Origin of the sequence: Helicobacter brantae (assembly GCF_003364205.1) — a bacterium.
In the GTDB taxonomy this organism is placed as follows: Bacteria; Campylobacterota; Campylobacteria; order Campylobacterales; family Helicobacteraceae; genus Helicobacter_G; species Helicobacter_G brantae.
This window is the reverse complement of sequence record NZ_NXLV01000012.1, coordinates 1-17,161: the sequence shown is the minus strand read 5'-3', so window position 1 is coordinate 17,161 and position 17,161 is coordinate 1. Positions and strand designations below refer to the sequence as shown.

Below are 17,161 nucleotides of genomic sequence, written 5' to 3'. Positions count from 1 at the left end.
TCACCCCTTACTTCTTAGCTGTTTTTCCAGCTTTTCTGATGATTACTTCATCGCTGTATTTGATCCCCTTACCTTTGTAAGGCTCTGGTGGTCTAAACTCTCTAATCTCAGCAGCAATTTGTCCAATTTGTTGCTTATCACTTCCTTTGATTGTGATTGTGTTTTTATCCACACTGATTTCAACACCCTCAGGAATATCATATTTCACAGGGTGAGAGAATCCCAAAGCAAGTTCTAGCACTTTTCCTGAAACTCCTGCTTTATAACCTACTCCATTGATTTCAAGCATTTTGCTAAATCCTTGGCTAAGTCCGACAACGATATTGTTTGCCAAAGCTCTATAAGTCCCCCAATATGCTCTTGATTGAGCTTCATCATTGATAGGCTTAAAGCTTAGCTCTTTATCATTGCACTCAATGATTACACGATTGTGTGTCTCTAATTCTTTAACAAGTTTAGAATTTTTAAAGACAATTTTGCTCCCCTCAACGCTAACGCTTAGCTCTGAAGGAATGCTAATTGGTCGTTTTCCAACTCTTGACATTTCTTTCTCCTCTTACCAAATACTGCAAAGTGCTTCGCCACCAACATTGGCTTTGTAAGCGTCTTCATTTGCAATGACACCCTTAGAAGTGCTGACAACGATTGTCCCATAACCATTTTTGAATCGCTTAAGCTCATTTCTGCTCTTATAAACTCTTCTTCCTGGCTTGCTAATTCGCTTGACTTCACTAATGACACTATAACCTCTTTCATCATAAGCCAACTGAACGCTGATAGATTGTTTGCCATCTTTATCATTGACTTTATAATCTTTGATGAAACCTTTTGTTTTGAATACCTCAAGGATAGAAACCACAATCTTTGCATAATAAAGTGTTGTGTATTCCAATCTTCTCATTGAAGCATTTCTAATTCTTGTTAGAGAATCTGCAATAATATCATTTACCATAATCTCTCCTTACCAACTTGCCTTGCGAAGTCCAGGGATAAGTCCCTCATTTCCCATTTTTCTAAGACACACTCTACACAAACCAAAATCTCTATATACAGAGTGTGGTCTTCCACAAACTTGGCATCTTGTATATGCTCTTGAACTGAATTTTGCTTTTCTGCTAGCTTTAGCAATCATTGATTTCTTTGCCATTTTATTTTCCTTTTGCAAAAGGCATACCAAGAAGTTCCAACAACTTGAATGCTTCTTTATCGCTATTTGTTGAAGTTACAAGCGTGATATTCATTCCGTGAGTTACCATAATATCATCATAAACAACTTCAGGGAACATCAACTGCTCATTAAGACCAAAACTATAATTTCCACGCCCATCAAAACCATTGCGAGAAACACCTCTGAAGTCTTTCACTCTAGGCAAAGAAATCACGATGAGTTTTTCAAGGAAGTTATACATCATATTGCCACGCAATGTAACTTTTACACCCATTGGCATTCCTTCTCTCATCTTAAATCCTGCAACAGATTTTTTAGCTTTGGTAATCACAGCTTTTTGTCCTGCAATCACAGAGATTGTATCTGCAATATTTTGCATAATCTTCATATCTTTTGCATACTCACCTGCACCTACGCTAATAACGATTTTTTCAAGTTTTGGAGTAAGCATAGGATTTTTAATCTCTAGCTCTTGCACCAATTTTTGCTTGATTTCGTTTTGATAAACACTTTTCAATCCAAACATTTACTGCTCCTTTTTCACATTAGAAATACTCATTGGAGCTTCTTTGTTGATAAATCCACCCTTAGGATTTTCCTCAGTGGGTTTAATCGCTTTTTTTACCATTTTGCAACCCTCTACAACCACTTGAGCAGTTTTTGGATATACAAAAAGCACTTTTCCTACCTTGCCTTTATCATCACCAGCGATAACTTTTACGCTATCACCTCTTTTAATCTTAAACTTTGCCACTTACAATACCTCCGGAGCTAACGATACAATCTTCATAAAATTCGCATATCGCACTTCTCTACTTACAGGACCAAAAATCCTCGTTCCAATAGGCTCTCTTTTTGCGTCCAAGATAACAGCAGCGTTATCATCAAATCGCACTAGAGATCCATCTTCTCTTTGGATTTCTTTTTTGGTTCTTACAACAACTGCTTTGACAACTTGTCCCTTTTTGACTTTTCCGTTTGGAATCGCCTTTTTGACAGATGCCACGATTACATCACCTACTGTCGCGTATCTTCTATGGCTTCCACCCAAAACCTTGATACACATAATCTCTTTTGCACCACTATTATCTGCAACATTTAATCGTGTAAAACTTTGAATCATACTTAAACTCCTACTGAAACAATATTTTGCAAGTTAAATGTTTTTGTTTTAGAGATTGGTTTGCACTCAATCGCACTAATCACATCACCTACTTTAACACTATTGTTTTCATCGTGAATTGTGTATTTCTTAAATCGCTTAACGATTTTTCTATACTTTGGATGAACAACCTTTCGCTCAACCAAAATCACAACGCTCTTATCACCTGCCTTGCTGACAACTTTCCCTTGAATAATTCTTTTGTGTGGTTCTTTATTCATCTCTTAATCCTTCTTTGCATTAATCGCAGTATTGATTCTAGCGATATCTTTTCTCACACTTTGGATTTCACTAGGATTAGTCAATTGCATTGTCTTAAGTTTGAGTTTTAGCTCAAACAACGCCGATTTTTTCTCTTTAAGAAGAGCGTGTAGCTCCTCCATTCCTTTTTCTTTCAACTCAGTAAATTTCATTTTCACTCTCGCTAGTAACAATTTTAGTTTTGAAAGGCAATTTGCTTTGTGCAAGTGCTAGAGCGTCCCTAGCTGTTGCCTCATCGATTCCGATCATTTCATAAATGATTCTTCCTGGCTTGATATTCATCACCCACTTATCAACTGCACCCTTACCTTTACCCATTCTTGTCTCAAGTGGTTTAGCTGTCAAAGGCTTATCAGGGAAAACACGAATCCAAACCTTACCTGCTCTCTTGATATGTCTAGTCATTGCAATCCTTGCAGCCTCGATCTGTCTAGAATCAATTCTTCCGTGCTCTAGGGCTTTGATCCCAATGTTTCCAAACGCCAAAGAAGCACCTCTGAAAGATTTTCCTCTATTGCGTCCTTTTTGTTGTTTTCTGTATTTTGTTCTTTTTGGCATCAACATAGCTTATTGTCTCCCTCTTCTTGATTTTGGGCGATCTTCTTTGCTACTCTCTTCACGCTTCTCAGCTTGAATCCCTTTGTGAAGAACTTCACCTTTGAAAATCCATACCTTAACACCGATGATTCCATAAGTTGTCATCGCTTCAGCAAAACCATAATCGATTTTTGCTCTCAGTGTATGAAGTGGAACTCTTCCCTCCATATACCACTCAGTTCTTGCCATCTCAGCACCTGCAAGTCTTCCAGAAACCTTGACTTTGATTCCTTTCGCACCTGATTTCATTGCTGATTGCATAACCTTTTTCATCGCTCTTCTGAAAGCCACTCTTCGCTCAAGTTGAGTTGCAACACTCTCAGCAGCAAGTTGAGCGTCAGCCTGTGGGCGTTTAACCTCTTTGATATTGATTGCTACATCTTTTTGAACAATCTTTTTCAAAGACTCTTTTACCTTCTCAATATCTGCACCTTTCTTACCAATGATAAGTCCGGGGCGTGCAGCGACGACGGTTACTCTAAGCTTCTTAGCTGCTTTTTCAATAATGATTTCACTAATTCCTGCATAATAAAGCTCTTTTTTGAGGAATTTTCGGATTTTGTGATCTTCCAAGATATTGTTTGGAGTCACAGCAGATCCAGGAAACCATCTTGAAGTCCAATTTCTATTGATTCCTAGTCTTAAACCTATTGGATTAACTTTTTGTCCCATTTACTTGCCCTCTTTCTTGGTTTTTTTCTTATCTGCTGATTGCAATGCAACCTCTACAAAAATATGTGAAGTTGGTTTGCGAATCGGTGTTGCTCTACCTCTTGCTCTTGGCATAAAGCGTCTTAACACTGGACCTGCATCAACACGACAAGATTTTACGACCACAGATTGTGGCTCATATCCACCATTTGCAACTGCTGAAGCAATCACTTTAGAAATCACTCTTGCTGCTTTATTAGGAGTAAATTCAAGACTTGCGATTGCCACTTCTGCATTCATTCCTTGCACTTCTCTTGCTACAAGGCGAGCTTTTGTAGGAGAAAGTCTAATGTATCTCAATAATGCTTTACTCATCACTCACTCCTTACTTACCGATTTTCTTTTGGACACTTCCTTTGTGTCCTTTAAATGTTCTTGTAGGAGCAAACTCACCAAGTTTGTAACCTACATGATTTTCTGTCACATATACAGGCACAAATGCACGACCATTATGGACATTGAAAGTCAATCCAATCATATCGGGCAAAATCATACTTCTGCGTGACCAAGTTTTAATAGGTTTGCTGTCCTTTGTCTCTTTTGCTTTAATGACTTTTTTCAACAAGCTCTCATCGATAAAAGGACCTTTTTTTACTGATCTAGCCATTTTCTTTCCTTATTTCTTTCTTCTTGAGATAATCAATCGATCACTTGCTTTTTTTCTTCGAGTTTTATAACCCTTAGCAGGTGTTCCCCATGGAGATACAGGATGTCCGCTTGAACCTGTTTTACCTTCACCTCCACCATGTGGGTGATCTACTGGGTTCATCGCACTACCTCTAGTTTGAGGTCTGATTCCTCTGTGTCGATTGCGTCCTGCTTTACCGATAGAGATATTGATAAAGTCCTCATTTCCTACTACACCAATTGTAGCCATACACTCTTCAAGGATATATCTCATCTCACCACTTGGCATTCTAAGAGTTGTATATTTTCCTTCTCTTCCCATAATCTGAGCACTTGCTCCTGCACTTCTAGCAAGCTGTCCTCCAGCTCCTGGGTGCATTTCGATATTATGAACGATTGTTCCCACAGGAATGCTTTTGAGCTTCATTGCAAAACCTACTTTGATATCCAATCCACTCTCAGCAGAGATGACGCTATCACCTACATTTAATCCACTAGGGCGAATAATGTATCGCTTCTCTCCATCAGGATAAACAACCAAAGCAATTCGGCAGTTTCTGTATGGATCATACTCAATCGCTGCCACTTTTCCTTCGATATTGAACTTATTTCTCTTGAAGTCAATGATACGATAGAGCTTCTTAGCTCCACCCTCTTTATGACGACTTGTGATTCTTCCATTATTGTTTCTACCTGCACTCACAGGAAGCTTGACAAGCAAAGAGCGAACGCTTGGCTTTGCTGTAATATCTTTTGAGCTAAGGTTTGACATAAATCGCCTAGAAGGCGTATAAGGTTTATAAGTTTTAATAGCCATTTAACTCTCCTTTACACTGCCAAAGCGTCAATTTTTGCACCCTCGGGCAATTTGACATAGAACTTCTTATAAGTCGCTCTCTTGCCCTCGCGTCCTTTAAATCGCTTGACTTTTCCATTTTGTTTCAAAGAATTGATTCTCTCAGGAGTGAATCCAAAATACTCTTTGAATACTTGCTTGAGTTGATTTTTGCTCACTTTTGAAGAAGTTTGCACAACCAAAACACCACTCTCTTGAAGTGCCAAAGACTTCTCTGTATATAAAATCGATTTGATATCTGTAATATCTGCCATAGCCTTAACCCTCTTTCACAATTTCATCAAAAACTGCTTTTTCAATCACAACAGATCGGAAAGCTGCTACAAGATAAGCATTAAGCTCATTACTATCTGCAAGATAGCAGTTTTTTAGGTTTCTATAAGCCAAGAATGTAGGCTCATCACTCATTTGAGCGACAAAGAGTGTGCTTCTTTCATTGAGGCTTTTAAACATATTAAATGCATCTTTTGTCTTACCACTTGCCACAGCAACAGAATCAACCACATAGAGTTTCCCCATCTCAGCTTTTTGTCTAAGTGCAAACTCAAGAGCTAGTCTTTTTTGCTTCTTATTGACTTTGAGATTGTAGTTTTTGTTGTTGCTTGGTCCGTGAGATACACCTCCACCTACAAATACAGGAGAAGTAATACTTCCTGCTCTTGCACGACCGCCACCTTTTTGAGCCCAAGGTTTCTTGCCTCCACCACTCACTTCTCCTCTTGTCTTCGCACTTGCACTATTTGCACGCAAAGAAGCAAGATAAGACTTGACATAAAGATAAAGATTGTGCTCTTTAATCTCTTTATATCTTTCAGGCAACGCAACTTCACTTGTTTGTTTCATCTTAGAATCTAAAACTAATGCTTTCATTACCTTATCCTACAACTTTGATTTTTCCATATGCATTATTGAAACCTGCAACAGAACCCTTAAGAACCAAGATTCCATTCTCTTTATCAAAAGAGATGATTTCATTTTTTGCACTGACTTGCTCATTTCCATAGTGTCCAGCCATTTTCTTACCAGGTTGAACTCTACCAGGCCACTCACGATTACCAATAGATCCCAATCTTCTGTGGAATCGGCTTCCGTGTGCTGCAGGACCACCTTGGAAATTCCATCGCTTCATCGCACCACTAAATCCACGACCTTTTGTTTTGAAAGTCGTTTTTACTACTTTGCTTTCACCCAAAATACTTGTATCCAAATCACCGATTTCTTGATTGGTTACTGCCAAAGTCGCAAATCGATTGAACTCTTTGCTTAGGCTGTATTTTTTTTGTTGTCCCTCAATCGCTTTATTGAACTCTTTGCCTTGAGAGTAAGCAACCAAAGCCTTACCATCTTCACGCAAACTACAAACTTTTGCATTCAAAACTTTCAAAAGTGTTACAGCAGTGCTTGAAGATCCTATTGTTCTACTCATACCAATTTTTTGAACGATAAATTCCATAATCACTACCTCTCACTTAATTTTTACCCATAGATACGACTTCTACATCGACCTCAGGTGCTAAATCTAGGCTCATCAAACTATCCACAGTATCAGGAGTAGCAGACATAATATCAATAATTCTGCTGTGAATTCTGATCTCAAACTGCTCTCTTGAATCTTTGTTGATGTGTGGAGATCTAAGAACTGTATATCGTCTTTTCTTTGTAGGCAAAGGGATAGGACCTTTGATCTCCGAACCTGTTCTCTTCACTGCTTCTACGATAGCCACAACGGATCTATCAAGCACTCTATGATCGTAAGCCTTGAGCTTTAATCTAATTTTTTCCATATTTTTTCCTCACTTAAAGAACTCATCAATTTGCATTGATGTTATTTTGGGAAGCTGTGATTATATAAAAACACACCACTATAAGTCAATACAATAACGCTAAATTTGGGTATTCTTTCTCAAATTTGTTTCCTTAAAAAAAGGAAACCTAAGATACAATCCCTTTGAAGAAAATTTTCAAGGAAAAAGATGCACCCTTTTTGGCAATACTACAATGAAAAATCTTACAACACTCTCCCAAGAGATTTTACTCTCCCCTCTCCCAAAACCCTAATCTATGGAGCTCCAAAGAGTGGGAAAACCTCTTTGGCTTTTGATTTTGCTTCCTCACTCAATCTCCCTAGCAAAAAAATTGCCTATCTTGATTGTCAAGATCCAAGAGTGAATCTAGAAGAAGCCAAAAGTGAATTGCTTAAATTATTTTTGGAGAAAAAAATCGAGTTTTTAATCCTTGATTCTTACTCTCCTAGCTTCACTCTCCCCAATCTCCCCTCAATCATTCTCATCTCCACTCTCCCCCATACTCTCCCCTCTTTCTCACTCCTAAAAATGAGAAACCTTAGCTTTGCAGAGTATGTGAGTTTTGATCGCAAAAACTCCCTACCTACAACCTTGCTAAAAAATTTCATCAAAGATGGCAATCTCCCTCAAATGCCTTTTTTGGCAGAATTCCAAAAAATCAAAACCAAACAAGAAAATCTCAAAATCGCCCTAGAAGATAGTTTCTCTATCTTTTGCAAACTCTCCTCATTTGCCTCTTCCAAGCTCACCACTAATCAATTCTACTCACTGCTCAAAAAAGAGCGAAAAATCTCCAAAGATCGGCTATATGAGCTGTGGGATAGACTAGAGAGTGAGGGGATTATGCTAAGTCTGCCCCATATCCAAGAAAACAAGCCCAAAAAAATCTATTTTTATGATTTTTCTCTCCCCAAAGCCCTTTCTCCCCAAAGCACAATCTTGCAAATGCTAGAGAATATGTTTGTGCTAGAGCTTTTGATTTTTTTAGAAAAAAATGATGATACACTCTGTTATGATGATCAAAACTTTTTTATCACCCAAAAGCACGGGGTGTTTTTCTTCGCCCCTTTTGCTCACCAAGAATTTATCTCCCAAAAAATCAAAAAATCTCCCTATCCTCAAGTTAGAATCATCACATTAGAAAAAGATTGGGAAATGGATGGGGTATTTGACTTTTTGGAACTTAGCCTAGGAGAAATAGAATGATTTGTGGGATTGATGAAGCAGGGAGAGGGAGTGTAGGAGGGAGCTTGTTTATCTGTGGTGTGGCTTATAGTGAGGAGCTTATCCCCTCACTCTCTCATCTAGCCATCAAAGACAGCAAAAAGCTCTCTCCTAAAGCTAGAGAAGAGATTGCCAAAAGCGTGCTTCAAACAAAAGAGATAGCTCATCACATTGTCAAAAAAACTCCTCAAGAGATTGATGAAAAGGGGCTAAGTCTATGTCTAAGAGAGGGATTAGAAGAGATAATGGAAGAGATGATAAAGCGATGTGAAATCACAAAATTTATCTATGATGGCAACTCCACTTTCAAAGCCCAAGCTCCACTTTTTATCCCACTTCAAACCCTCATCAAGGGTGATTCTCTCATTCATCAAATCTCTTCAGCCTCAATCCTAGCCAAATACTCCAAAGACTTGGAGTGTCAAGAGATTCACGCTCTTTTCCCTGACTATGACTTCCCCTCTCATAGTGGATACTGCACCAAAGAGCATATACAAAAGATTAAAACCCTAGGCTACACCCCCTTTCATCGCAAGAGCTATAAAATCTAAAACATTATCCATTGGTTCTTCACACATCATAGAAAATCTTTTTATATTCTCTCAATCATCCTCTCTCCCAAACATCTCACTTCTATCTTCTACTCTGCTTATATCCCATTGCTCTAGGGATTGCTTGAGGGAATGAGCTTTATAAAACATTCTTCTCATATTTTCCACTTTTGAGATATTCCAACTCTTTAGAGACTGATTAAAAGCACTTGCTTTATAAAACATTTCACTCATATCTTCCACATTGCCCACATTCCAAGAATCTAAGGGCTGGTTGAATGATTTTGCATAGCCAAACATTCCACTCATATTCTCCACTCTTCCTACATTCCACTTTTCCAAAGGCTGATTGAAGTTTTTTGCCTTATAAAACATTTCTTTCATATTCACTACATTTGAAACATTCCAAGACTCTAAAGGGTGGTTAAATAATTCTGCGTGAGAAAACATAGATCTCATATTTTCTACTTTGGAAACATCCCAAGAATCTAGAGTCTGATTAAAACTTGTTGCTTTGAAAAACATTTCGCTCATATCTCTAACCTTGCCTACATTCCAAGCTCCCAAAGGTTGATTGAAAGACTCTGCCCAACAAAACATCCTATTCATATTCTCTACATTTCTCACATCCCATTGTTCTAGGGGCTGATTGAAAGCTTTAGTCCAATAAAACATTCTGTGCATACTTTCCACATTTGAGACATTCCACCCCTGCAAAGGCTGATTGAAGCTTTTTGCTTTGTGAAACATCTCATCCATATATTTCACACTGCCCACATTCCAAGCTTCTAGGGGCTGATTAAACTCTTGTGTATAGCCAAACATTCCACTCATATTTTTTACGCTTGAGACATTCCATTTCTCTAGTGGTTGATTGAATGCTTTAGCATAAAAAAACATTCCACCCATATCTTCTACATTGCCTACATTCCAAGAATCTAGGGGTTGATTGAATATTTTTGTATAGGCAAACATTCTCTTCATATTTTTTACGCTTGAGACATTCCATTTCTGTAAAGGTTGATTAAATTCCATTGTGTGTGCAAACATTCCACTCATATCCTCTACTTTTGAAACATCCCAAGACTCTAGAGGTTGATTGAAAGACTTAGCAGAACAAAACATTGAATCCATATTGATAACCCTAGAGACATTCCAATTCCCTAGAGGTTGGTTAAAAGATTCTGCCCAACAAAACATTTCTTTCATAGTTTTGACATTGCTGACATCCCAAGAATCCAAAGATTGATTAAAAGATACAGCACTCTCAAACATTCTTTGCATATCTCTCACGCTACTCACATTCCAGCTTTTCAAGGGGTGAGTGAATGAATATGCAGAGCAAAACATCCCTCTCATATCTTTAACTTTGCCAACATTCCAAAAATCTAGGGGTTGATTGAAAGACTTAGCACCATAAAACATTTCGCTCATATCTTTGACACCACCCACATTCCAATTCCCTAGAGGTTGGTTAAAAGATTCTGCCCAACAAAACATTTCTTTCATTGACTTAACACTACTTACATCCCAATTCTCTATGGGTTGATTGAAAGACTTAGCAGAGCAAAACATCTTGCTCATATCCCTCACTTTACTGACATTCCACTTTTGCAAGGATTGATTAAAAGCACTTGCTTTATAAAACATTTCACTCATATTTTCAACATTACCCACATCCCAATCTTCTAAAGAGCGATTGAAAGATTCGGCAAAATAAAACATTCCCTTCATAGACTTTACATTACTAACATCCCAACTCTCAATGCCTATAAATTCATCATTGCTTCTTTGAGTATCTGCAAACAAAAAACTCATATCTGTAATTTTGCTGACATCAATATCACCTAGTGAGATGCTAGAGTCTTGACAGAGTTTTTTGAGTTCTTGTTTTGTTGAGGGGTTGTGTCTTTTCATCTCTTCCTCCCATAGCCTCATTTTGTTTCTCTTATTGATGGTAATGGATTATCAGATTTTATAAAGTTTTTATGGGGGCTTTTCATTATTTCATTGTCCTTGAAGTGTAAGAAAAAATCATTTTCTTCCCAAAAATAAGCTTCAATGAATTTTAAAATTCCACTCTCAAAAAATAGCAAACTTCCACCTACGCATTCTTCTTTCAGATACAAATCAACATTTCCAATAACGCCAGAATATGGAGTGATTATCAATGTTTCTAGATTGCAGTAATAACCACACAAATTGATTTCTCGACTTGATATTTTTCCCTTTTTGTAGCTTTCAAATATGTCTAAATTTTGCATTTGCATTGAGATAAGTTTCACAACTTGTCGCTCAAAGTCTGCAAGTGATAAAATCTCTTCAAGGCAAACACATTGTTCCAATTTATGGCTGTCCATTGGGCATTCCTCCAACCTCAATTCCCTAATGATTGATTAAATAATCCCACACACTCAAATATCCCACTCATATCTCTCGCATTGCTAACACCAATACCACCTAGCAAGACACTAGAGTCTTGACAAAGTTTTTTGAGCTCTTGCTTTGTTGAGGAGTTGTGTCTTTTCATCTCTTCCTCCATAGGCTGATTTATATCATTTTACTTTTTTTATTGGAAAAAACTTACAAGAATTAGATTGGATTTTTCTATAAGGATTTTTTATATAGCGTTCTATTTTCTTATAGGAGAAGCAAAAAGACAATTGGGGTGATCAAAAAAAGTTTTCCCCCATCACCTCTTCATTCACATAAGTGGGGAGATTTACATTATAGATCTCAAAAAGTCTTGGAGTTTGAGTAATCTGCAAATCCAACAAATTTAAAACATAAGCAATATCCTCATCTTTGATACTCTCTATAAACTTGCTTTTTATCCCCATTATCTCTATGGGTTTAATCACATAGCTTTGATACAGCTCATCACTCCAATCGCTCATACTCATATCCCAAAAATAACTCTCAATTTGATAAAGAAGTCTAGCTTTGAGTTTGAGGTAAGTGCAACCTGTGAGAGAGAAATAATCCCCTCCAATCCCCAAAAACTCTAAAATTGCTTGATGAGGATTAAAATCTCTCCACTCAAAGATTAATTCCTCATTAGCATAGCGTTCGTATAGATTTGAGGCATTGGGGTTTGGAGTGGTTTGTGGCTTAGCCATAGTTGTCAAAAAATCTCCATTACTCTTGGTGCTGATTGTGGCTTGAGGATTGAGTGAAAAAGAAGTCTTGTATCCCCAATACAAATCCAAAACCTCCTTGTCAAAATAATTGACAAACTTTAAAGAACTGCCTAGCCCTGTTGTGATATATCTACTCATTGAAGTCTCCATAGTGAATGATTAAGAAGGGTTTGATTGCCAAAAATTGCTGTGGGTTTGTTGCCATTGTGAATCTCAAAAAGTCTTTTCAAATCTATCAATGAAGCTCCAATCTCTTCAATTAGCACACTCTCTTTAGTCTGAAATCTATTCTCTATCCCCATTATCTCTATGGGTTTAATCACATAGCTTTGATATAGCTCATCACTCCAATCACTCATACTCATATCCCAAAAATAACTCTCAATTTGATAAAGAAGCTTAGCTTTGAGCTTGAGGTAAGTGCAACCTGTGAGAGAGAAATAATCCCCTCCAATCCCCAAAAACTCTAAGATTGCTTGATGAGGGTTGAAATCTCTCCACTCAAAGATTAATTCCTCATTAGCATAGCGTTCGTATAGATTTGAGGCATTGGGGTTTGGTGAAGTGCAAGAGAGCATAGGAATGACAAAAAATTCACTATTCAAATCATAATGCACCAATCCCATAGAAGTAGGGATTTGCTCTCCACACAAAGAAAACTTTCCGATAGTTTTCTCAAATGTGCAAACTTCTTTTTTGCTAAGATTAACTCCTGTTGCAATCATTGTGATTTTCTCTCCCTTCTAGACTAAAGATTCTCTATACACCCCTCCCCTTAAACTCTTCAATACAGCTCTTGGGAAATATGTATATGATACACACAAAACTTAGGAATACCACCTTTTTTGAATATCAAAATGCAATACAAAAGACTTTTTTCACTCCTTGCAATCAGACTCTATTTCAAATATCTCACTTCTATTCTGCTCTGCTTATATCCCATTGCTCTAGGGATTGATAAAAGAGTGAGATTTGTAAAACATTCTTCTCATACTTTCTTGCCTAAGATTTTATTACTCTCTTTATGATACTCCTCAAAAAAACACATATCGATATTTACAGGCGATAAAGCATTTTCAAGATGAATATTTGGAACTTCTAGTTCAAGCTGTTTTCTATCAAGGAGCAAATATCCCATATTTTTCAATAGCACTTCAAATCTTTTTATTCTTTGAAAATCATTGCAAAATTCTATTTTTGCAAATGGAGCAATGATAGAAATCTGAAGTTTAATCTTATCTTGAGAAAGAAAGCTCCAGCAAGTAGAATAATTAAAATCAGAAATTCCCAAAAAGTGAATGTCAAAATCTTGAAAGTAGGAGATCCAAAAATTTTCACAATACTTTAATAATCTAAAATTACCTAAGACAAAATTAAAGACACAGGGTTGTCTCCTCAAAATTTGAGCCACAGCAATAAGAGAAGGTGGTGTAAGTTTTTCAAACTCCCAATCTTTTATCCCCATATCGCCAAAAGGATAACCAAAAATACTCCCATCACTAAGCTGATACACTTTGATATAACCCAATTTTGGGTGTTTGTAAATTTTAATTCTTTCATTCTCATCAAAATACTCACCCTTCATCCAAGCTTCTTGCGTTATGTAGGCATTATCAATGTCTTGCATCCAAGAAGAATAATGCTTGGGCAAGTTATTTTTGTCAGCAGTCATATTTTTCTCCTTTGGTTTTCCATCTCTGCATTATAAAACAAGGAGTAAAGAGAAGAAGCAAAATCTAGGCATTAAGAATCTTTGAGAGAAATATCTTTATTTGCGATTTGATATTCCCATAAAAGCTTTGCTACGCGATATAAATCATTATTGATTGCCAATGCCAAAGGATAATTTCCTAGTTTTGTTTTTAGCAATGGGTTAGCTCCACGCTCAAGCAGAGTTTTGACAATGTGCAAATTGTCTTTTTCATCATCAAGTTTTATCATACAAGCAAGGTGTAATGGGGAACAACCTTCATTATCGGTGCAATTCACCTCTGCCCCAAGCTCAATCAATGCATCAAAGTAGCCCATATTCTCAAACAAAATACTATAATGCAAGGGAGTCTCCCCAGAAATCGCTGTATTATTTAGCATTTCTATGCACGAAAGATTGGCTTTAAGGATATGCTTTAAGCGTTGAGAGTCTTTGGAAAAGGCAATTGAGTGCAAGGCATTCTCCCCCAAAGAGTTAGGAGAGAATAGATTTGCTCCTTGTTCCAAAAAATACAAATACAACTCAGAGTTTGAATCTGCAAGACTTGAAAGAAACAAAGTATCACCATCAAATTCAGGATTAACTATACGATAATCTCCATCAATCTGATGGGCTTGGAAAAATGCAACATCTCCTTTTTGAAGAGCCTTGATAATATCTCCTTCAGTGATTTTTTGGGTTGTAATCATTGTCCATCTCCTTTTTTTAGATTGATTTCTTACCCTCTCCACTCTTTTGTTTTGATGCCTCACTCTCCTCTGTGGTTTTCTTATAGATCAAATCCTGCAATAAATAGTTTTATAAGATGTGTGTCAAATCATAGAGTATATCTGAAAAATCCTCCACTAATGATTGCGTTTTTCAAATACATCTTTGCTCCACAAAACAATACCAAACTGCAATATTGCTCTATTATCTAGTCTTTCTTCTTCAGGAAATAAAATTTGTGTTTGTTTAAATGCCTGATAGACAAGCTGTGCTTTTTGCAAGGCTGTAGTATCTTGATCAAAAAAAGTATTATTGGGAAATTTTAGAGGATCTTTTTCATTTGCCATATCATTTCCTGCACCTATTTCATTCTCAAATAAGGCGACCAAAACCTGAAAGAGCAGATCGTCATTATAGGATTGAAAGTATTCACTCAAAAAGGCATCAAGCAACAAAACCTCGTCTTGCCCCTCTTGATTGAGATAATCAATATAGCCTACAATCAAAGCATCAAATTTACCAAGATGTCTATACTTCTCTATTTTTTCTTCAATGATTTTAAAACTTGTTTTCATCAATCTCCCTCTCCCCACCCCCACTCAACTCTCCAAGATAAGCTCTGGCATTATACTCATTTGGTGATTTTTTCATCATTGTAGTTTTTTAAAGAAAAATCAAAAATTCTTTTAAATCTCACTAATCATTTCTTTAATCCTTGACTTGCTTAAAATCATCTGTGGATCAGAGATAAAACAAGTTTGCATATCTGCTAATTTCTTAGCAATCGTTGGAGTGATTTGGCAAATATAAAAGCTGTCATCATAAAAGGTTGGAATATAGCAGATAAAAGCTGAAATCTCTGGATAGGTTTGCAAAATTTGGAGAATCTGTTTTTGTTTTTTATGGAACTTATCTACAAATTTCTCAAAGTTTTTATCTATATTCCAATCTTTATAGACTTTTGACTGCTTACTCCATCGAGTAAATTTTGCCTCTATTGTCTGCTCAAGAATGATATTTTTCTCTCCTTTTAATCTTGTGCTAGATGGATGAAGCCCCATTTTTTTACTTATCCACTCCAAATCAACAAAACAAGCTTTGCCTCCATTGGACTCAAGAGTAAAATCAAAATAGTATGATGGTATTGAGTTTGGCTTCATTGCTCTCCTTTATTTTCACCCTTTACTTTATGGATGATTTGCCCACTTTGGTTGTCTTTGTATCAATCAAACTTGCTCACATCTTTTTTACCAAGATCAATTCCTATTGCAATCATTGTGATTTTTCCCCTCTTCTAGACCAAAAAATGCTTCAATTTTATTGATTATATGTTTTAAAACCTCAAAATCAATTGAAATATTTTTGATGTAATGCAAATAAGAAGGGTAATTTGCCTCTTCTGAAAGCAATCTTTCATCAAAATTATCAACGATACAAATATCCATTTTGAGAGTTTTAATGTGAGATTCATCTGTATAAAACCTAATGTGATTTCCACCCCCAAACTCTCCGACTCTTGTTATAAAATCCACTCCTGAATACATATCTCTTATCTCTGCCAAACCCCTTTTGTTTTTATAGAGATTTTTAAGTGGGGCAAGTAAGGAATCATAAATCTCATCAAAATCCAAAGAAGTATCTAGTTTTGAAGGATAAAATTCCCAATTCCCATAAGTAAGAATATCAAACTCTTGGAGAATGTGTGTGTGATAACAGAATATCCACAAGAATTCGGGAGCATTATCTTTCTTTTGAATGTCAAAAAAGATTCCATTTCCCATATCATTCTCTTTGCTCTTACAAAAAATACAACTCTTATAGTCTAAAATCATTTCACTCTCCATTCACCAAAAGATTTACATCAAGCAATCTATCAATCATTTTTTCAATCACTCTTCCTTTTTGCGTTGGATTCTCTTGACTATCAAAACACTCAAGCATTTCTTCTGCCAAAGAATAAACTAAAAATCCCAAGATTTTATTTTCCAAATCAAGACACAAATAAAAATCTGTCAAAGAGAGAATTTCAACCTCAATAGGCAAATCGCATTGGTTATGCAAAGATAAAACACCTACTTTCTCACTCTTCCAAATATCAAGAATCTTTTGAGATGAAGTCCTTAAGATCATCAAAGAATTATTGCTGATAACTTCTCCCTCTCTGAATTTGGCATTTGAATTATCCAAAGGAGTGATAAATGAAGTTAGAGTATTCCAAAGCTCTTCTTGACAATAAATCTTAGTTTTAAAAGTAAAAACCAAACCTCTAAGCTCCTCTAAACTAAGCCTTATTCTCTTAAAGTGTGATTTTTGCACAACTCTCTTCCTCTCCCTACCCCTTTATTCCAAATACAATCCTCTCTTTTGTATTTTTACCACACTCTTATTCTATCAGCAAATACAATCCTCTCTATATCAAATCTCTAATACCAATATAAACACCCCCTAATACTGATAAAAAGCCCAAACCTAAAAACAGACACGCAAGAATATAAATCTAAACAACATTACCAAACAACACTAAAAAACACTGAAATAAATTACTGAAGTAAAAAAGAAGATTAAATCCCAACCCTGCATCGACCTACGTTCCCACACCTGAAAGGTGCAGTATCATCAGCGATGAGGAGCTTAACTTCC

Annotated in this window: 30 protein-coding genes; 2 read left to right on the top strand and 28 right to left on the bottom strand. The window is 36.5% G+C overall.

Going from position 1 to position 17,161, the window contains the following annotated elements; translation table 11 throughout:
- Window positions 1-7: 7 nt before the first annotated feature.
- From rplF to rpsJ, 17 genes are read right to left on the bottom strand one after another with little or no spacing between them, the layout of a single operon-like run.
- Window positions 8-544 carry a 50S ribosomal protein L6 gene (gene rplF, locus CQA58_RS06300; protein ID WP_115569879.1) on the bottom strand — a complete coding sequence of 179 codons (537 nt, stop codon included), beginning with the start codon at window positions 542-544 and terminating at the stop codon, window positions 8-10.
- A 12-nt stretch (window positions 545-556) separates the two neighbouring features.
- Window positions 557-952 (bottom strand): 30S ribosomal protein S8, encoded by a 396-nt coding sequence (gene rpsH, locus CQA58_RS06295; protein ID WP_115569878.1) that lies wholly within the window; start codon window positions 950-952, stop codon window positions 557-559.
- 9 nt (window positions 953-961) lie between these two features.
- On the bottom strand, window positions 962-1,147 hold the full coding sequence (locus tag CQA58_RS06290) for a type Z 30S ribosomal protein S14 (protein WP_115569877.1): 186 nt from the start codon (window positions 1,145-1,147) through the stop codon (window positions 962-964).
- Between the two features lies 1 nt (window position 1,148).
- Window positions 1,149-1,694, bottom strand: a complete 546-nt coding sequence (gene rplE / locus CQA58_RS06285; RefSeq protein WP_115569876.1) for a 50S ribosomal protein L5 — start codon at window positions 1,692-1,694, stop codon at window positions 1,149-1,151.
- Window positions 1,695-1,922, bottom strand: coding sequence for a 50S ribosomal protein L24 (gene rplX / locus CQA58_RS06280; protein WP_115569875.1), 228 nt, complete (start codon window positions 1,920-1,922; stop codon window positions 1,695-1,697). It abuts the gene before it with no gap.
- Window positions 1,923-2,291, bottom strand: a complete 369-nt coding sequence (gene rplN, locus CQA58_RS06275) for a 50S ribosomal protein L14 (protein ID WP_066340756.1) — start codon at window positions 2,289-2,291, stop codon at window positions 1,923-1,925. It abuts the gene before it with no gap.
- Between the two features lie 2 nt (window positions 2,292-2,293).
- Entirely contained in the window at window positions 2,294-2,551 is a 258-nt protein-coding gene (rpsQ, locus tag CQA58_RS06270) for a 30S ribosomal protein S17 (protein ID WP_115569874.1), read from the bottom strand.
- A gap of 3 nt (window positions 2,552-2,554) precedes the next feature.
- The gene (gene rpmC, locus CQA58_RS06265; protein WP_115569873.1) at window positions 2,555-2,743 is read right to left on the bottom strand and encodes a 50S ribosomal protein L29; all 189 of its coding nucleotides are present in this window, start codon (window positions 2,741-2,743) and stop codon (window positions 2,555-2,557) included.
- Window positions 2,730-3,155: a 50S ribosomal protein L16 gene (gene rplP / locus CQA58_RS06260; protein WP_115569872.1), complete on the bottom strand. Its 426-nt coding sequence runs from the start codon at window positions 3,153-3,155 to the stop codon at window positions 2,730-2,732. Before rplP ends, rpmC begins: the two co-directional genes overlap by 14 nt.
- A gap of 3 nt (window positions 3,156-3,158) precedes the next feature.
- On the bottom strand, window positions 3,159-3,860 hold the full coding sequence (gene rpsC / locus CQA58_RS06255; RefSeq protein ID WP_115569871.1) for a 30S ribosomal protein S3: 702 nt from the start codon (window positions 3,858-3,860) through the stop codon (window positions 3,159-3,161).
- Window positions 3,861-4,214, bottom strand: coding sequence for a 50S ribosomal protein L22 (gene rplV / locus CQA58_RS06250; RefSeq protein WP_115569870.1), 354 nt, complete (start codon window positions 4,212-4,214; stop codon window positions 3,861-3,863). It abuts the gene before it with no gap.
- A 10-nt stretch (window positions 4,215-4,224) separates the two neighbouring features.
- Window positions 4,225-4,506 carry a 30S ribosomal protein S19 gene (gene rpsS, locus CQA58_RS06245; protein ID WP_115569869.1) on the bottom strand — a complete coding sequence of 94 codons (282 nt, stop codon included), beginning with the start codon at window positions 4,504-4,506 and terminating at the stop codon, window positions 4,225-4,227.
- Window positions 4,507-4,515: 9 nt separating this feature from the next.
- A complete protein-coding gene (gene rplB, locus CQA58_RS06240) occupies window positions 4,516-5,343 on the bottom strand; it encodes a 50S ribosomal protein L2 (RefSeq protein ID WP_115569868.1) in 828 nt (275 codons plus the stop codon).
- 11 nt (window positions 5,344-5,354) lie between these two features.
- Complete coding sequence (locus CQA58_RS06235) at window positions 5,355-5,636, bottom strand: 50S ribosomal protein L23 (protein WP_115569867.1); 282 nt, start codon at window positions 5,634-5,636, stop codon at window positions 5,355-5,357.
- A gap of 4 nt (window positions 5,637-5,640) precedes the next feature.
- Entirely contained in the window at window positions 5,641-6,252 is a 612-nt protein-coding gene (gene rplD, locus CQA58_RS06230; protein WP_115569866.1) for a 50S ribosomal protein L4, read from the bottom strand.
- A 4-nt stretch (window positions 6,253-6,256) separates the two neighbouring features.
- Entirely contained in the window at window positions 6,257-6,835 is a 579-nt protein-coding gene (gene rplC, locus CQA58_RS06225) for a 50S ribosomal protein L3 (RefSeq protein ID WP_115569865.1), read from the bottom strand.
- A 16-nt stretch (window positions 6,836-6,851) separates the two neighbouring features.
- The gene (gene rpsJ / locus CQA58_RS06220; protein ID WP_115569864.1) at window positions 6,852-7,166 is read right to left on the bottom strand and encodes a 30S ribosomal protein S10; all 315 of its coding nucleotides are present in this window, start codon (window positions 7,164-7,166) and stop codon (window positions 6,852-6,854) included.
- Between the two features lie 189 nt (window positions 7,167-7,355).
- Here rpsJ and CQA58_RS06215 point away from each other — a divergent pair, with 189 nt between their 5' ends.
- Both CQA58_RS06215 and CQA58_RS06210 read left to right on the top strand, forming a co-directional pair.
- Complete coding sequence (locus CQA58_RS06215; protein ID WP_115569863.1) at window positions 7,356-8,393, top strand: ATP-binding protein; 1,038 nt, start codon at window positions 7,356-7,358, stop codon at window positions 8,391-8,393.
- Window positions 8,390-8,962 carry a ribonuclease HII gene (locus CQA58_RS06210; protein WP_115569862.1) on the top strand — a complete coding sequence of 191 codons (573 nt, stop codon included), beginning with the start codon at window positions 8,390-8,392 and terminating at the stop codon, window positions 8,960-8,962. Before CQA58_RS06215 ends, CQA58_RS06210 begins: the two co-directional genes overlap by 4 nt.
- 51 nt (window positions 8,963-9,013) lie before the next feature.
- Here the strand turns inward: CQA58_RS06210 and CQA58_RS06205 are convergent, their stop codons facing one another.
- From CQA58_RS06205 to CQA58_RS06155, 11 genes are all read right to left on the bottom strand, one after another.
- Window positions 9,014-10,879, bottom strand: a complete 1,866-nt coding sequence (locus CQA58_RS06205; RefSeq protein ID WP_170126757.1) for a BspA family leucine-rich repeat surface protein — start codon at window positions 10,877-10,879, stop codon at window positions 9,014-9,016.
- 17 nt (window positions 10,880-10,896) lie between these two features.
- Complete coding sequence (locus CQA58_RS06200; protein ID WP_115569860.1) at window positions 10,897-11,322, bottom strand: hypothetical protein; 426 nt, start codon at window positions 11,320-11,322, stop codon at window positions 10,897-10,899.
- A 17-nt stretch (window positions 11,323-11,339) separates the two neighbouring features.
- Window positions 11,340-11,492 carry a hypothetical protein gene (locus CQA58_RS08255; protein WP_170126756.1) on the bottom strand — a complete coding sequence of 51 codons (153 nt, stop codon included), beginning with the start codon at window positions 11,490-11,492 and terminating at the stop codon, window positions 11,340-11,342.
- A gap of 142 nt (window positions 11,493-11,634) precedes the next feature.
- A complete protein-coding gene (locus CQA58_RS06195; protein ID WP_115569859.1) occupies window positions 11,635-12,240 on the bottom strand; it encodes a hypothetical protein in 606 nt (201 codons plus the stop codon).
- Window positions 12,237-12,827, bottom strand: a complete 591-nt coding sequence (locus CQA58_RS06190; RefSeq protein ID WP_115569858.1) for a hypothetical protein — start codon at window positions 12,825-12,827, stop codon at window positions 12,237-12,239. The genes CQA58_RS06195 and CQA58_RS06190 overlap by 4 nt, the downstream gene beginning before the upstream one ends.
- A 263-nt stretch (window positions 12,828-13,090) precedes the next feature.
- Window positions 13,091-13,774 (bottom strand): hypothetical protein, encoded by a 684-nt coding sequence (locus tag CQA58_RS06180; protein WP_115569856.1) that lies wholly within the window; start codon window positions 13,772-13,774, stop codon window positions 13,091-13,093.
- A gap of 71 nt (window positions 13,775-13,845) precedes the next feature.
- Window positions 13,846-14,502 carry an ankyrin repeat domain-containing protein gene (locus CQA58_RS06175; RefSeq protein WP_115569855.1) on the bottom strand — a complete coding sequence of 219 codons (657 nt, stop codon included), beginning with the start codon at window positions 14,500-14,502 and terminating at the stop codon, window positions 13,846-13,848.
- A gap of 156 nt (window positions 14,503-14,658) precedes the next feature.
- A complete protein-coding gene (locus tag CQA58_RS06170) occupies window positions 14,659-15,096 on the bottom strand; it encodes a hypothetical protein (RefSeq protein ID WP_115569854.1) in 438 nt (145 codons plus the stop codon).
- Window positions 15,097-15,207: 111 nt separating this feature from the next.
- Window positions 15,208-15,681, bottom strand: a complete 474-nt coding sequence (locus CQA58_RS06165; protein ID WP_115569853.1) for a DUF4279 domain-containing protein — start codon at window positions 15,679-15,681, stop codon at window positions 15,208-15,210.
- A gap of 96 nt (window positions 15,682-15,777) precedes the next feature.
- The gene (locus CQA58_RS06160; protein ID WP_115569852.1) at window positions 15,778-16,353 is read right to left on the bottom strand and encodes a hypothetical protein; all 576 of its coding nucleotides are present in this window, start codon (window positions 16,351-16,353) and stop codon (window positions 15,778-15,780) included.
- A gap of 1 nt (window position 16,354) precedes the next feature.
- On the bottom strand, window positions 16,355-16,837 hold the full coding sequence (locus CQA58_RS06155; protein ID WP_115569851.1) for a hypothetical protein: 483 nt from the start codon (window positions 16,835-16,837) through the stop codon (window positions 16,355-16,357).
- Window positions 16,838-17,161 lie beyond the last annotated feature (324 nt).

Excerpts from the sequence above, each read along its gene's own strand:
- CQA58_RS06195 (WP_115569859.1), bottom strand. The coding sequence starts at position 12,240 with ATGAGTAGATATATCACAACAGGGCTAGGCAGTTCTTTAAAGTTTGTC.
- CQA58_RS06210 (WP_115569862.1), top strand. The coding sequence starts at position 8,390 with ATGATTTGTGGGATTGATGAAGCAGGGAGAGGGAGTGTAGGAGGGAGC.
- CQA58_RS08255 (WP_170126756.1), bottom strand. The coding sequence starts at position 11,492 with ATGAAAAGACACAACTCCTCAACAAAGCAAGAGCTCAAAAAACTTTGT.
- rpsS (WP_115569869.1), bottom strand. The coding sequence starts at position 4,506 with ATGGCTAGATCAGTAAAAAAAGGTCCTTTTATCGATGAGAGCTTGTTG.
- rpsQ (WP_115569874.1), bottom strand. The coding sequence starts at position 2,551 with ATGAATAAAGAACCACACAAAAGAATTATTCAAGGGAAAGTTGTCAGC.
- CQA58_RS06170 (WP_115569854.1), bottom strand. The coding sequence starts at position 15,096 with ATGAAAACAAGTTTTAAAATCATTGAAGAAAAAATAGAGAAGTATAGA.
- rplC (WP_115569865.1), bottom strand. The coding sequence starts at position 6,835 with ATGGAATTTATCGTTCAAAAAATTGGTATGAGTAGAACAATAGGATCT.
- CQA58_RS06290 (WP_115569877.1), bottom strand. The coding sequence starts at position 1,147 with ATGGCAAAGAAATCAATGATTGCTAAAGCTAGCAGAAAAGCAAAATTC.
- rplF (WP_115569879.1), bottom strand. The coding sequence starts at position 544 with ATGTCAAGAGTTGGAAAACGACCAATTAGCATTCCTTCAGAGCTAAGC.
- rplE (WP_115569876.1), bottom strand. The coding sequence starts at position 1,694 with ATGTTTGGATTGAAAAGTGTTTATCAAAACGAAATCAAGCAAAAATTG.
- CQA58_RS06200 (WP_115569860.1), bottom strand. The coding sequence starts at position 11,322 with ATGGACAGCCATAAATTGGAACAATGTGTTTGCCTTGAAGAGATTTTA.
- CQA58_RS06205 (WP_170126757.1), bottom strand. The coding sequence starts at position 10,879 with ATGAAAAGACACAACCCCTCAACAAAACAAGAACTCAAAAAACTCTGT.
- CQA58_RS06160 (WP_115569852.1), bottom strand. The coding sequence starts at position 16,353 with ATGATTTTAGACTATAAGAGTTGTATTTTTTGTAAGAGCAAAGAGAAT.
- CQA58_RS06180 (WP_115569856.1), bottom strand. The coding sequence starts at position 13,774 with ATGACTGCTGACAAAAATAACTTGCCCAAGCATTATTCTTCTTGGATG.
- rplV (WP_115569870.1), bottom strand. The coding sequence starts at position 4,214 with ATGAGTAAAGCATTATTGAGATACATTAGACTTTCTCCTACAAAAGCT.
- rplN (WP_066340756.1), bottom strand. The coding sequence starts at position 2,291 with ATGATTCAAAGTTTTACACGATTAAATGTTGCAGATAATAGTGGTGCA.
- rpsJ (WP_115569864.1), bottom strand. The coding sequence starts at position 7,166 with ATGGAAAAAATTAGATTAAAGCTCAAGGCTTACGATCATAGAGTGCTT.
- rpsH (WP_115569878.1), bottom strand. The coding sequence starts at position 952 with ATGGTAAATGATATTATTGCAGATTCTCTAACAAGAATTAGAAATGCT.
- rplB (WP_115569868.1), bottom strand. The coding sequence starts at position 5,343 with ATGGCTATTAAAACTTATAAACCTTATACGCCTTCTAGGCGATTTATG.
- rplP (WP_115569872.1), bottom strand. The coding sequence starts at position 3,155 with ATGTTGATGCCAAAAAGAACAAAATACAGAAAACAACAAAAAGGACGC.
- CQA58_RS06190 (WP_115569858.1), bottom strand. The coding sequence starts at position 12,827 with ATGATTGCAACAGGAGTTAATCTTAGCAAAAAAGAAGTTTGCACATTT.
- rpsC (WP_115569871.1), bottom strand. The coding sequence starts at position 3,860 with ATGGGACAAAAAGTTAATCCAATAGGTTTAAGACTAGGAATCAATAGA.
- CQA58_RS06215 (WP_115569863.1), top strand. The coding sequence starts at position 7,356 with ATGCACCCTTTTTGGCAATACTACAATGAAAAATCTTACAACACTCTC.
- CQA58_RS06235 (WP_115569867.1), bottom strand. The coding sequence starts at position 5,636 with ATGGCAGATATTACAGATATCAAATCGATTTTATATACAGAGAAGTCT.
- rpmC (WP_115569873.1), bottom strand. The coding sequence starts at position 2,743 with ATGAAATTTACTGAGTTGAAAGAAAAAGGAATGGAGGAGCTACACGCT.
- CQA58_RS06165 (WP_115569853.1), bottom strand. The coding sequence starts at position 15,681 with ATGAAGCCAAACTCAATACCATCATACTATTTTGATTTTACTCTTGAG.
- rplD (WP_115569866.1), bottom strand. The coding sequence starts at position 6,252 with ATGAAAGCATTAGTTTTAGATTCTAAGATGAAACAAACAAGTGAAGTT.
- CQA58_RS06175 (WP_115569855.1), bottom strand. The coding sequence starts at position 14,502 with ATGATTACAACCCAAAAAATCACTGAAGGAGATATTATCAAGGCTCTT.